This window comes from Plectonema cf. radiosum LEGE 06105 (assembly GCF_015207665.1).
Taxonomy (GTDB): Bacteria; Cyanobacteriota; Cyanobacteriia; order Cyanobacteriales; family Nostocaceae; genus Rivularia; species Rivularia radiosa_A.
This window is the reverse complement of sequence record NZ_JADEWL010000164.1, coordinates 1-13,564: the sequence shown is the minus strand read 5'-3', so window position 1 is coordinate 13,564 and position 13,564 is coordinate 1. Positions and strand designations below refer to the sequence as shown.

Here is a 13,564-nt window from a genome sequence, read left to right as displayed (position 1 = left end):
CAACTCCTGAAGCCTTAAGAAACTGCGTAACTTGTTTGTTGTTTGGCTTTAGCTCAACTTTGACAGAAAGTAACATTGTTTCGACCTAACAATGATGTATAATATCTAGTATACCAGATTTTAATGAAATTTGCTAGAATGGCTAAAATAAAGTTTGAACCTAAATACCGTCATAGCTTTTGATAAAAATCCAGTGCAGTTTAAAGTTTTACCAGGAGTTAGGGAAAAGCTTAAAACCGTCCCTGACTGGCAAGAACGGCTAAGAAAATATGTTGATGAATTAATTCAAGATGTGGACATTTAGGAGTAAATCTGTCTAGCAATGGGTAGAATTTAGCTTACAGTAACAAACCCTTTGCAGAAGTAAACTACGACAAATACAGCATATTTAATGTTTATGAGGCAGATTCGGACGGGCAGGGATGCCGATTCCACAATTTTAGTAGCACTGGTAACAGAAACATCCGTAATTTAAGCATTAACTTAAAAAATATTCAATAATTTAATCATTCAATAAAATTAGATTTTATCTTTTGATTTCTAATTAATTTACTTGTCTCCCAGGTAAAGAAGATTGCAAAATATTTATTTATAAGTCCATAATTTTATACCGCCACAGAGTATTACGAGTATATTCAAATATAGAATAGGTGTAAGTAATTAAACAAAAAGTAATCATAAAAAATGTTGTACTAATAAAAAAAATTGAATGGAGGCTCAAATAATTATGAGTAGTTTCACAGTTAAAAGTAATGGCGACTTGAAAGGCGATACCGACATTTGGAATAATCTCAAGCAGGCGATCGCAATTAGTTCTGGTTTTCAACGCTGGCAGCTAGAGCAAGTGCAATCTGGCTCACAAATTGAGCAATTGGGTTTAGATGAGCAGGTACAGCGGTATTTACGAGAAACTTTAGAAAATTTAGCTTATTAAGTAGTTGATGGTTGATAGTTGATAGTTGATGGTTGATAGTTGATGGTTGATAGTTGATAGTTGATAGTTGATGGTTGATGGTTGATGGTTGATGGTTGATGGTTGATGGTTGATGGTTGTTAATTTCTACTAACCACTATCCACTAACCACTAACCGCTATCCACTAACCACTATCCACTATCCACTAACCACTATCCACTAACCACTAACCGCTATCCACTAACCACTATCCACTAACCACTAACCACTAACCACTAACCACTAACCACTAACCACCATCCACTAACCACCATCCACTAACCACTAAGATTCTTCCTTGGAACTAGAAAACAAACTTGGATCTAAATAATTAATCCGGGCAAGAGGGCTGAGGGCTGCAAGAACTTGAGCGCCGTAACTGCGATAAATGACTCGACTATCAAGTAAAGCTACAATTCCGCTGGAATCTCTTACAGGAGCAACAGCCCGTTGTAGTTCATTTAAAGCTGTGGGTAATAAATATAAACGGAACCAATCTTGATGGGAATGCTTGTAGTAAGAGACTCTACCGGCTACCAAAGGATTTTCTAAAGATGGTAGGGGTAAAGTAGCAATAATTAACATTTGTGCAGAAGGTAACACCGTTTGATGTTCGCGCCAAAATTCCCAACCGCAAACTAAAATACCATTTTCATCCAAACAAGTTTTATCTACCTGTACCCGCGTACCAAATTCTGAAGCCAAAATTGCCCCTAGCTGAGATTTTAGGGGTACATCTCCTACCAAAATTACCGTTAAACCAGGCGATGTTGCACTCAAACAGACCAAAGTACGAACTTGATGAATAAAAACAGCTTTGAATTCTGGGGTATTAGGTAAGGGTAATTTATTGGGTATGTAAAGTTGAATAGCTTGATTTTGATTGTCGTGAGAAAACTTTAAGCAAGTCAAATCTCCCAACCCCAAACGCTGACGAAATAATGTAGCTTCAGTTTCCGGCTCCAAAGCAGAACCCACTAATACCACAGGTTGTCGCTGCCAAATCGGCGAGAGAATTTTTCCCAATTCAATTGGAGCGCAATGTAAAGAGAATAAACCTTGACGGCGGCTAATAGTCACCCAAAGTAAAGGAGGTGAAATCGAAGATTTAGCAGCAATTTCATGCCTGCTTTTAAACAATTGCCAAAACTTTTTCCAAGGTTCAGGAAGGATATTTAAATCTAAACTTGAATAAAGACGGCATAAAATTTCTTCTTCTTGTTCGGATATTAAATAACATTCGTAGGGATTCGCGGGATGCTGAAAAATTTCCTTTGTTAACTGCACCCGATTAGTGCGAATTATCGAAGTAAACGAAGGACAAGCCAGCATTAACTGTTCCCAATCGGCGGGTTGAATACTCACGGTAAGTTGTTCTCGTATCCAATCTTCCAAATCATCCACACCGTCAATTATTGTAGGAATATCTGGAGGAAATTTATTGGTAGAACTCAACTGTTGTGCTAACCAAGCTTGGGGAGACACGATGAAAATTCCGTTAAAATCACCAAGCGGTAAACTATCGCCTACTATTATCGATTTATTGACTTTTAACCAGTTTTGTAGTCTGGGAATTTCTACTTGTAACAAACGTTGCTGTACGGTTTGAGTCGCCACAATAATCACAGCCCCATGCCACATTAGAGCCGAGGCAACAAAACTAGTGCGATACTGACCTTGATAACCACAAGCAGCCCCTACTTGAATTAAAGCGCTACGTCCTACCCTCAAGGCGCGTGCTACCAACCGTGCCATCGTCAAATGATGCGGCCAAGAAGGAAAACCTTGTTGCGATCGCAAAAAGTTATGTAGCGATAAATGAACTTCTGCTTCAATCACGCGCTTTGAATCCCATACATAGTGAGTTGCTAGTTAAACATGAAAATTAAGTCTTTCTTTAAAATTTTGTTTTAAACAGTTCTTATCCTCTTTTATATTACGTTGTCGGTTTTTAAGCCGCAGTGTTTCATACCTAATTGTTACACTACAAACGATTAAACATTTTTTTTGTACAGGTGAATGGACTATTACAAATTATGTAACCCAGGGAGAGCGCGGATGTACTATCCACTAGAATCGCATTTGACTTATACACCTATTGCTAACAAATAACTTATTACCTTAACCATAATGCCAACTTATAAAGGAATTTCCAGCGAAGCTTTTAAACATCCCTTGGATCGACAAGCGGAAGAAACCCTCAGAGGTTTACCAGGGTTTGATTTTATTGCTCGTAAATTTGTGGAATTTATCTACGAACGTCCGCAACTAGTATATTTAATGGGTAACACCATTGAAGTTGGACCACGACAATATTCCACTATTTATCAAATATTTCGGGAATGCGTGCGAGATTTGGATATTTATCCAGAACCGAAACTTTTTGTCGAGCAGAATCCCGTTGCAAATAGTTATGCTTTGGGGCAGGAGCATCCTTACATCGTCATCAACACGGGAATTTTAGATTTGCTCAACGAAGCCGAAATTAGGTCTGTGCTAGCTCACGAACTAGGACATATTAAATGTGGTCATACTATTTTAATTCAAATGGGAATGTGGGCGATGAATGCCGCTTCTATTGTCGGGGAACTAACTTTTGGTATTGGTAACATAGTTAGCAGCGGTTTGATTTATGCTTTTTTTGAATGGCGACGTAAAGCCGAATTATCCGCCGATCGCGCCGCATTATTAGTCACAGATGACTTAAATACGGTGATGTCGTCGATGATGAAAATTTCTGGAGGTAGTAATAAATATGCTAATGAATGCAGTTTACAAGAATTTATTCGTCAGTCAGAAAATTATCAAGCTCTTGATGAAGATGGACTCAATCAAGTGTATAAATTTTTGATGTATAACGGCGCTCAAGGGGTAATGCTTAGTCATCCTTTTGCAGTAGAACGCATACATTTTCTTCGGAAATGGGCAGTATCGCCAGAATATCAGCAAATTAAGCAAGGTAATTATCAGAAAGAAGCGGCATCAGGTGCAGTTAATGTTAAACCGCAAGGCAACCAAAACCAAGAAGTTGAAAAATTGCGACGACAAATAGAAGAGTTACAGCAAGAAATTAATCAAATTAAACGTGAGTAGTGAATTTGGCGATTTAAAATGTTCGATTAAATCGCCAGGTAAAGTTTTAATTTTACTACTTTTGCAAAATTTTAAATATAGTCTTTGGAGAAATAACAGAATTATCTTTGATTTGACTACTTTTTATCAAAGGGTAAGATATTTCCTTCAACCGCTTCATTCTTTCCATGGTCTGAAGAAACTGATTCTTGCGTAACTCTTTCCCGATTTGGGTGATTTCTATCTGAATTTTCTGCATATTCTTCGTTGAGTTTTTCTAGATTCAAAATTATTTCTTGAGATGAAGGTTTTCGTACCAAAGGCAATATCATTTCTTCTAATTCATATTCTAAATCCATTGGTTCTCTGACATCATCAAATAATTTTTTAGCTTCTTCATAGTCGATTACAAAACTATGAGAAGGATAGTTATAAATGAGGTTTTTGATGACTTCAATACTTTCGGGCTTTAATCTTTGACCGTAAGCTAAAGCAATATTCATTAATCTATTCATTTCGCCTAATCTTAGCGGGTCAATTTGGCTGGAAATTGGGGATAATAAATTTACAGCCATAGAACTCGCAATGTCTGCTGCTGTTCTTGTAGTTATTAGGGCTTGAGTCCCAGAAATTAACTTTAACAAATAACTTTCAAACATTTCAAAAGCTTGGGAGCCAATTACAGATAATGCTTGTTGGATATCTAATACAGACTCACTTCTAAAATCATCATCTTTGGTAACTTGCACATCCAGAGGACCTAATTCACCAAAGTCGGACATGACTATTTCATCTGCTCCCAATGCTAATAAAGTACCAGCACTTTTACAAGAACCAAATACAAATAAAGTAAATTTCTGATATTTTCTCTTTATATAACGAGCAATTCTAAAAGCTGCATCTGGGTCTCCACCATAAGTAGTTAATATTAAGACTATATTATCTCTTTTTGGTGATGTTTCTTTAATTTCATTTATTAATGTATCAGCGTTTATATCTGTAATTTCAGCACTATATAAAAACGCATCTGCATCAAGTTCCTCTGAAATAAACTCAATGCATCTGATTAATTGCTTTTTGTTTTCCATAGTAATAATTTATATTTGTAACTTAGCTTGCATACTTTTGACGCATAAGTTATCGAATTATTACTTAATTATTTCTGAATTTAAAGATATAAAAAATACAATGTGATGTTCGAGTAGAATTGCTCACAATAGGCACTTGATGGCAGAGAATAATTTCCGCTATACAATTTTTCCCTTCACCGTCGGTTTTCCCAGTAAAACTTCAGAATCGGCGTGAATATAATTTTGCCAATTCATAATTTATAATCCCATTCAAAAAGCCGATCCCAATTATTCTCAATGTAGAATGCGAGCAGAGAATTATAATGAAAGCTTGCCGTTCGTAAGTTCGTAAACCATGTCGGAAGAAGATATCCGTGCCACGAGGCTAGAAAAAGTAGAACAGTTACGACAGCAGGGGATGAATCCCTATGCTTATACTTGGGAACTAACTGATCATGCTGCTGAGTTACAAGAAAAATTCGCCGATTTAGCTAACGGTGAAGAAGTTGCTGACATTGAAGTGGCGATCGCGGGACGAATTATGGCTCGTCGTGTCATGGGTAAGTTGGCTTTTTTCACTTTGCAGGATGAAACTGGGACTATTCAGCTTTATTTAGAAAAGAAGCGTATTTCTGAAAGTATGGCTGATATTGATGCTGCGGCGTTCCAAAATTTGAAGCAGCTTACTGATATCGGCGATATTCTCGGAGCTAAAGGAACTATTAAACGGACTGAAAAGGGCGAATTATCGGTTTACGTTCGGCAATATGCTGTGCTGACTAAATCTCTGTTACCCTTACCCGACAAATGGCATGGATTAACTGATATTACAAAACGTTATCGTCAGCGTTATGTTGATTTGATTGTTAATCCAGAGGTGCGACAAACTTTTCGTCGTCGGGCTTTGATTACTGCTGGGATTCGTCGTTATTTGGACGAGCGGGGATTTATTGAAATTGAAACTCCGGTAATGCAAAGTGAAGCGGGGGGGGCAGATGCACGCCCATTTATCACTTACCACAATACGCTGGAAATGCAGCTGTATTTACGCATTGCTACCGAACTTCATTTGAAGCGGTTAATTGTCGGTGGGTTTGAAAAAGTTTTTGAATTAGGACGAATTTTCCGCAATGAGGGGATTTCCACTCGTCACAATCCAGAATTTACTACCATCGAACTTTACCAAGCTTACGCCGACTACAACGATATGATGGATTTGACGGAAGGTATTATTACTACTGTCAGTGAAGAAGTTATCGGCACGCTGAAAATTAATTACCAAGGAACTGAAATTGATTTAACTCCTCCTTGGAAACGAGTCACCATGCATGAATTAGTCAAAGAATATTCTGGTGTTGATTTTAATTCTTTTCAAAGTTTAGAACAAGCCAAAGTCGCCTGTAAAAATGCCGATATTCAAGGTATAGATGATTGCCCTTCTATGGGTAAACTTCTTAATGAAGCCTTTGAACAAAAAGTCGAAGAAAATCTGATTCAACCGATATTCGTAACTGATTTCCCTGTTGAAATTTCACCTTTAGCAAAACCCCATCGTTCTAAACCCGGTTTAGTGGAACGATTTGAATTATATATGGTCGGCAGAGAAACTGCTAATAGTTTTTCCGAGCTTACCGATCCCATCGATCAACGTCAGCGTTTAGAAGCACAAGCAGCGAAAAAAGCTGCGGGTGACTTGGAAGCTCAAGGTGTTGATGAAGATTTCCTCACCGCTTTAGAATACGGGATGCCTCCTACTGGTGGTTTGGGTATTGGCATCGATCGATTGGTGATGTTATTAACTGATTCGGCAAGTATCCGCGACGTTATCGCCTTTCCCCTGCTCAAGCCAGAAAAACCTGAATCAGCAAACCCTACGGAATAATATTTTAGGTGCGTTTGGTATTGCCTAACGCACCATTTTTACTTTATCTTTGTATATAGTTAATGAAATCGGAAAGCTAAATCTAATTTTAAGATGCGAGGGATATGATTTTTTGCAAGCAAAAGATATCAAAAATAGGTTAAAATATTTGATAAGGGAAGCATCTACAGTAGACCCAAATTTAGCAAGCAGATTAGATGAAATAAACCGTTGGGTAAAAGACTTAAAACCTGGTTCCTTAACTGCAAAGAAATTTGTCATTTTATTTTTAGAACAAGTAATAAGAGATGCTGAAGCTTGGCTGAGAATTCAATCTTTACCCACCTACGAAGAACAGCAAGCAGCTTTTAATGCTCTCAAACCGAGTTTGAAATTTTGGTACAGCTACTTATTCCCCAAATGGCTCAACGAAAATGACTCTAAATTTTATATTTGGAGACAAAAGTTAATGTCTGGTGAATTTTCTGGGGAAGACGCTGATTTAATTGCATCTATTGTAAATAATATTGAACGTCGTGGAGGTACTGTTGTAAAAAGATATATTGCCGACCTTTCAATGGCGACTGATATAATTGTAAGTAGTAAGTACGATAAATCTCTTTGCGTTCAACTCACTAGCTTAAGTGAAGAATTTTTTCAAGAAAAATCTCATAATTGGGAATCCACCTTGCGCTTCTGGAAGATAGATAAAGGATTACTATTAAGTTACAATCCGGGTGTGACTGATTTTGTAGACAGGATAGTTAATGTAACGCTGTATAACAGCGATAATCTTGAAGCGGGTATTTATTTAACATTTAATTTTTAGCGAATTGTTTAACACTCAACAGTGAACAGTAAACAGTCAACAGTCAACAGTCAACAGTCAACAATAATCTATTAATATGCTTCCTAGGTGATCTCCGGCTATACACCGTCGCAACTGATAACTGATAACTGATAACTGATAACTGTTTGAAGGCAAGATTTCTTAGTACTTTGAGTCAGAATGGTTAAAGAAATGTCAATTGACACTCAAAAGAGATTAGATAAGTTTATAGAATCTGTAGAAGCAGCTCAAAAATTACAAAATGACATAGTTAGATATGGGTTAGAAGCAGCTTATTTATATGCTGAGGATGTTGATGGAGATTGGTTAGAAAAGTGGGATGACGACGAAATTACCCAAACCAATTTTGTAGAATCAGTTACTACTTTTCTCGAAAGTGATGATTGGGTAGCTGTCAGCGTCAGAAAGCAGTCACGAGGTAAATCACTACAAGAAATAGCGACTCAGTTAGAAGATTGTCTCAGGCTTTCTGAAGTAGAAAATCGAGTATTTGCCATCAAAACTATGTTAGTAGAAAGCGCTAGTTATGCTGATAATCGGGGTTTTGCTTCCGAAAGCGATGCTGTAGATTTATTAGATTTAGCGCAACAATTAGTTAAGAGGTTGGAATGTATGTTTGAAATTAGTCGGTAATGGGTTGTTGAATCGAAATAACAAGTGGTGATTTCAGATTACTGGAGGAGACGTAGCAATACGCCCCGTCTCCACATTAGTAATTTAATTTAAATTTAATTTAATTAGCTACTTCTGCCATTTCAACAACACGCCCTTCGTAATCTTTTAGTAAAAAATTCAACGGTTTGCGATTGCGAATTTTAAATTTTAAACCCCGCGTTTCTACTCGTAGTAAAATCATTTCCAGACACTCACGGTCAAAGCATACGTGACGCTGTTGACTTTTGGTACCTAAATTAGCCCCAGTAATCACGTGGAGTTGAGTATTCTTTTTCAATTGATACCAGAGTCCTTCAGTAGCTGCATTCATCCTACTTGCATAAGTAGGGCTGCTGCCTAAATACATCGGATCAATACCTGTTGCACCTATTGTTTGTTCATAATTGTAATAATAGTGCAAAGGTACTTCCGCTGCCGGTAAATCTAACAATCCTTCGTACAAATCCCTAGCAATCTCCAAATCCGACACCATCACAGTATGTACCTTGGGAGCGCTGGTAAGAAACATCCACATTGCACCAGCATACGCTGCTAGTAGCATCACCATAATGCCTTGAGTGGAGAACAAGCTGTCCAATGGCAGAAAAGAACCTAGAGTAGTCGGAGTAAACAGGTAAGCTATCAAGTCAATTGGTATAACCATGAACAAATTAATAAATATATCAGAAAATTGTTTTTCGTTTTTGTCAATTCAGACTTAAATAAAAATCGTGCTTATCTTATATTGTATGAAAACTTTTAATCAAACATTTCGTACTAAATCGATCAACACCAAGATATTATGCCATTAAGAAAAAATATACATTTCTCAAATAATTCTAGCAACATAGACCAAAAAAGACTGTGCAAATTCCTCATTTCCCAGAATCCAACCATCCCTTGGTCAAATCACTGTTCCATAAAAGTGACCAAGAATTGATCGCTTTGTTTTGTCAGCATCCAGATGCTGGAAGGTATTTTACAGCAATTTTCTGCCGATACAGTCCAATCGTCTATACCTTGATTATGCATTCAGCGCGATCGCCAGTACAAGCCGATTATTTATTTGCGATGACTTGGCGGCATATTTACTACCAAATCGGAGCAGTTAATCTAGAAAGTACAGAACCAGGTACTCCAGCTTTGACTTTACAAAACTGGCTGATTAACATGACTGCTTATTGTATCAATGAAACGGAACTACCACCCACCGAAAGCATTCATTATTCCTTGAAGACTACTTCTCCACCGCTGTGGTGTTACGTAGAGCAAGCATTAGACCAATTACCACCAATGTTAAGATTGATGGTCTTAATGGCTCAAACTTTCCACTGGAGTGAAACCAGAATTGCTGCTTATTTACAAGCTGAAGGTGAAACAATTTCTCCAAATGAAGTAGCAAATTTTCTCCAACAAGGTTATCGTATGCTAGAAGAAAAATTACCAGCAGATGTCCGTGCTATATATTTGGGTGAAAATTTTCTTCAGCCGATATCTGCGTAAAAATACTTAAATTAATTGATTTTTGCTGGTAATGATTTCCTTTTTTGTAAATTCTTTTACTTAAAATTTATTTTCACGGAAAATTTAGATGAATATGAAACAGTGGAATCTACTAGCAAAAGCTAAATTTCAATCATCAATATCCCATAATGTTGGCAAGCAATTACCTTGGAAGTTGCATCATACTTTTTATTTTTTACTATTTTGCTTCTTGTTAAGTCCTACAGTTGCCACTGCTACTGATATTACTGAACAACTGCATCGTCCGTCGATTAATGGCAAAGTCTTACTCAAATCGAGAGATGAAGCGGATACTTTATTACGTTTGGGTGAAAGACAAAATATTGAGGGAAATCCCGATAAAGCAGTTAAGTCTTTGTTGCAAGCACTAGAAATTTATCATTCAATCGGTGATTTGAATGCACTTGGTTTAACTTATGAATTTTTAGGCAAAGGTTACATACAGTTAAAGCAGTATAAAAAAGCTGAAGATGCAATTCGTAGACGTTTGGCGATCGCCCGCGACACTAAGGATTTTCAAAGTCAGATTTTTGCTTTAAATAACATTGGTACTTTACTGCTACAAAAAGGCGAATTTAGAACTGCTTCCCAAACTTTTGAACAAGCATTTAGAATCGCTCAAAATCTTAATAGTAATGAAGGATACGGACTATCTTTGAGTAATTTAGGATTAGCCGCAGCAAGATTAGGAGATTATAATAAAGCAGTCAAATTGTACAAAAATGCTCTTAATTACCGCCGACAAGTTGACGACCCTATAGGTGAAGCAAACACCCTTAATAATCTAGGTGAAGCTTACAGTGCTGTTGGTACTTACCAAGACACAATTGGTACTTATGGAACCGCTCTCAGAATTGCAAAAACAGCACGAGATAATCTGAATCAACTACGAGCAATCGATGGATTAGTAACTGCTCATAGTTCCGTAGGACGGTACAACCGTACTTTTGATTTATTAGAAAAACGTCTGGCGATCGCGAAAGAATTACGCAGCCCCCAGGAAGAATTAAATACCTTTGAATCCTATGCTCAACTATACGAGAAACTAGGTAATTACTCTACTGCTGGTAACTTCTATGAAAGAGCAATTACCTTAGCTAAAACCCTCGAAGATACTAGAAAAGAAGTGTTACTAAGGGATAGAGTGACTCAAATGATGAAAAAAAACCCAATGTCGAAAAAATAAATAAGTTTTAAATAGAAGTCGGGTTTTAAATCATATAGCAATTCTATTTGTATGTATCGAAATCACGGTGTTCAAATCCCCGACTTCTTCAAGAAGTCGAGGATCTAAATTCTCAATAACTCCTAACTCCTAACTCCCAACTCCTAACTCCCAACTCCTAACTCCTAACTTTTAACATCAAGCTTCTTGCCATAATTGAAGAATTTTCTCAGGTAAAAATTCCTCAATTTCTTTAATTCTTTCTGGAGACAATTCATCTTTAGTAGCTGAAAATACGGCTTTAACTACCATTTTTTCATCTACATCTCTTTGTAAACTCCCTTCTTGACGAATACGGAATAAGAAAGTGTCAGATTTAATTTTAAGAGGTGGACGAACTCTACTTAAGAAAGCCACGATAGGGTTAGTATCTTTCCATAAATCAGCAATTTCATTTTGCAAAGCTTTATCCTTCGTGATTTCTGCTGGTTCGTGCAATTCTTGAGAAACCCGTTCGGATGCTTCCGTAGTCATCATATCCCGCATAGTACGGAATACTACTTCGCTTATATCTCTAGCATCAAAGATATCATTTAAACCGCCCTTAAGCATGACCTTTTCTAAAAAGGGCATATCTTTGGTTGCAATTGGAATACTTGGTCCTTTATCTAAATCTTTAGGAGGATTTTGCTCCATTTTTTCCAGTAACTTTTGTCCTTTTTCAGTCAATTCTGCTTTTTCAAAAGCAATTAAATGAGGAAGCGGACCATCTTCAGCACCGAAAGAGTTGGCAACTCTTAAATCAAACTCTTTAGGATTAACTGCACTGGGAACATCTTCTTGATTTGCATATGCATTCCCTGAAAAATCAGCTTTAATATACTGCTTTTGGTTGAGATAATCTAAATGACCTAAAAAGTCACTTTCCGTTAATCCTCGACCAGTAAAGTCAGTTTGATTAAAATCGACTTCATGCTTTCCTTCACCACCAGTATCTTTAATTTTTTTGAGTATAATATAGGCTACATCTTCTCTTAAATTAATAGGCATTGAATCCTCCTGAAATTTTTATTTTTATACAGAGATTTTTGCTGAAGAAATTATCATCAAAAGTCAACTAGTAGTCTTTTTCATTTATTCTGACGGGTTCATTTATCCGCGAAACCATGTAGAGACGCGAAATTTCGCGTCTCTACAACCCCGCATAACTAATCAAAAGCACTACTAGTACTCCAGCGCATTAATTATGATGGGTATGAATTTTTAACAATTGATTATTTTCTTCAAGCTTTGTTAACCACGTTAATAGGTACAGTTACTCATGTACATCTGTCACGAGAAATAATTTGTATCTGCTATTTGAAACATTTTTACTGTAAACAATTAAGACTCAAGAATAATTGGCAAAGTAACAGTAACTGTTGTACCCTCACCAAGATTGCTTGCAATTTTTATAATTCCTTGATGATTTTCAATAATTGCTTGACAGATAGCTAATCCTAAACCCGAACCAGCAGTATTTTTAGTAAAAGTATTTCCTGAACCGTGGCTGCGTGCTGAATCTACTCGATAGAAACGGTCAAATAAACGCGGTAAAGCTTCAGATGGAATACCAATACCGTTATCTTTTACCTTTATTTGTAGTAGGGAGCGGTTTGTAATTTCCGCACGCATTAATTCAACTTCTACTTTGCCGTTTTCTTGGGTATAGCGTAAAGCATTACTAATCAAATTAGTAAATAAACGTACTAATTGTTCCCAATTACCCATTAAAGTAAACCAATCATCAAGCAATTCGGGATTAGTTTCAGTTTGCGGAGATTCAATTAATTTCAAGCAAAGGGTAATATTTTTTTCCGCAGCTAATAATTTTTGTTCTTCAACTATTTCCATTAACAAAGCATCTATAGGACAATCAGAAAATTCGTAAGCGCTAATTCCACTATCCTGACGTGCTAAAAATAGTAAATCATTGACTAATTTACCAAGACGCTGCGTTAATCGTTCTACTACTCTTAACTGTTGTTGATAATGTTCTACATTAGCTCCTTGTGCTTGAGTTACTTCCAACTCATCCAGAGCAACTTGTACATTAGTTTGAATTAGTGCGATCGGGCTTCTAAGTTCGTGAGAAGCATCAGCGGTAAACTGCTTCAGATGTTGATAAGATTCTCGTACAGGTTGCATTGCTAACCCCGCAAGAAACCATCCGCTAGCAGCCACAGAAAGTAGCATCCAACAAATACCAAAAGCCAAGTCAGCAATTAACTGACGACTAGGTTTTGTCACTTCAAACCAAGGATGACTCACCCGCAAATATCCTAAAACTTCTCGTCCAACTTGTACTCTTTGAGTCACTTGTCGTAACAACATCGGAGAAACAGTTTCCATCTCTCCCCCATCCCCTTGTCCCCC

The 13,564-nt window shown here is 37.0% G+C and carries 13 protein-coding genes; 8 read left to right on the top strand and 5 right to left on the bottom strand.

Annotated elements, in window-relative coordinates; genetic code table 11:
• The first annotated feature begins 154 nt into the window (after positions 1–154).
• Both IQ247_RS27890 and IQ247_RS27885 read left to right on the top strand, forming a co-directional pair.
• Positions 155–304, top strand: a complete 150-nt coding sequence (locus IQ247_RS27890) for a hypothetical protein (protein WP_193924958.1) — start codon at positions 155–157, stop codon at positions 302–304.
• Between the two features lie 423 nt (positions 305–727).
• Complete coding sequence (locus IQ247_RS27885; protein WP_193924957.1) at positions 728–934, top strand: hypothetical protein; 207 nt, start codon at positions 728–730, stop codon at positions 932–934.
• Between the two features lie 304 nt (positions 935–1,238).
• Here the strand turns inward: IQ247_RS27885 and IQ247_RS27880 are convergent, their stop codons facing one another.
• A complete protein-coding gene (locus tag IQ247_RS27880; protein ID WP_193924956.1) occupies positions 1,239–2,792 on the bottom strand; it encodes an ATP-dependent DNA helicase in 1,554 nt (517 codons plus the stop codon).
• A 291-nt stretch (positions 2,793–3,083) separates the two neighbouring features.
• Between IQ247_RS27880 and IQ247_RS27875 the strand changes: the two genes are divergently transcribed.
• Positions 3,084–4,046 (top strand): M48 family metallopeptidase, encoded by a 963-nt coding sequence (locus IQ247_RS27875; RefSeq protein WP_193924954.1) that lies wholly within the window; start codon positions 3,084–3,086, stop codon positions 4,044–4,046.
• Positions 4,047–4,162: 116 nt separating this feature from the next.
• On the opposite strand, the gene IQ247_RS27870 is transcribed toward IQ247_RS27875, so the two are convergent.
• Entirely contained in the window at positions 4,163–5,113 is a 951-nt protein-coding gene (locus tag IQ247_RS27870; RefSeq protein ID WP_193924952.1) for an SDH family Clp fold serine proteinase, read from the bottom strand.
• Between the two features lie 337 nt (positions 5,114–5,450).
• Between IQ247_RS27870 and lysS the strand changes: the two genes are divergently transcribed.
• From lysS to IQ247_RS27855, 3 genes are all read left to right on the top strand, one after another.
• On the top strand, positions 5,451–6,977 hold the full coding sequence (lysS, locus tag IQ247_RS27865) for a lysine--tRNA ligase (RefSeq protein ID WP_193924950.1): 1,527 nt from the start codon (positions 5,451–5,453) through the stop codon (positions 6,975–6,977).
• 112 nt (positions 6,978–7,089) lie between these two features.
• A complete protein-coding gene (locus tag IQ247_RS27860; RefSeq protein WP_193924948.1) occupies positions 7,090–7,785 on the top strand; it encodes a hypothetical protein in 696 nt (231 codons plus the stop codon).
• 192 nt (positions 7,786–7,977) lie between these two features.
• Positions 7,978–8,439 carry a hypothetical protein gene (locus IQ247_RS27855; protein WP_228060104.1) on the top strand — a complete coding sequence of 154 codons (462 nt, stop codon included), beginning with the start codon at positions 7,978–7,980 and terminating at the stop codon, positions 8,437–8,439.
• A 100-nt stretch (positions 8,440–8,539) separates the two neighbouring features.
• Here IQ247_RS27855 and IQ247_RS27850 read toward each other — a convergent pair whose 3' ends face one another.
• Positions 8,540–9,124: a glyoxalase-like domain protein gene (locus tag IQ247_RS27850; RefSeq protein WP_193924944.1), complete on the bottom strand. Its 585-nt coding sequence runs from the start codon at positions 9,122–9,124 to the stop codon at positions 8,540–8,542.
• Between the two features lie 200 nt (positions 9,125–9,324).
• On the opposite strand from IQ247_RS27850, the gene IQ247_RS27845 reads away from it, so the two are divergent.
• Entirely contained in the window at positions 9,325–9,963 is a 639-nt protein-coding gene (locus tag IQ247_RS27845; RefSeq protein ID WP_193924942.1) for an RNA polymerase sigma factor, read from the top strand.
• Between the two features lie 88 nt (positions 9,964–10,051).
• Positions 10,052–11,170 carry a tetratricopeptide repeat protein gene (locus tag IQ247_RS27840; protein WP_228060103.1) on the top strand — a complete coding sequence of 373 codons (1,119 nt, stop codon included), beginning with the start codon at positions 10,052–10,054 and terminating at the stop codon, positions 11,168–11,170.
• Between the two features lie 177 nt (positions 11,171–11,347).
• On the opposite strand, the gene IQ247_RS27835 is transcribed toward IQ247_RS27840, so the two are convergent.
• Entirely contained in the window at positions 11,348–12,199 is an 852-nt protein-coding gene (locus tag IQ247_RS27835; protein WP_193924940.1) for a DUF2267 domain-containing protein, read from the bottom strand.
• A 333-nt stretch (positions 12,200–12,532) separates the two neighbouring features.
• Positions 12,533–13,564, bottom strand: a 1,032-nt coding sequence (locus tag IQ247_RS27830; RefSeq protein WP_193924938.1) for a sensor histidine kinase, incomplete at its 5' end; no start/stop codon positions are given.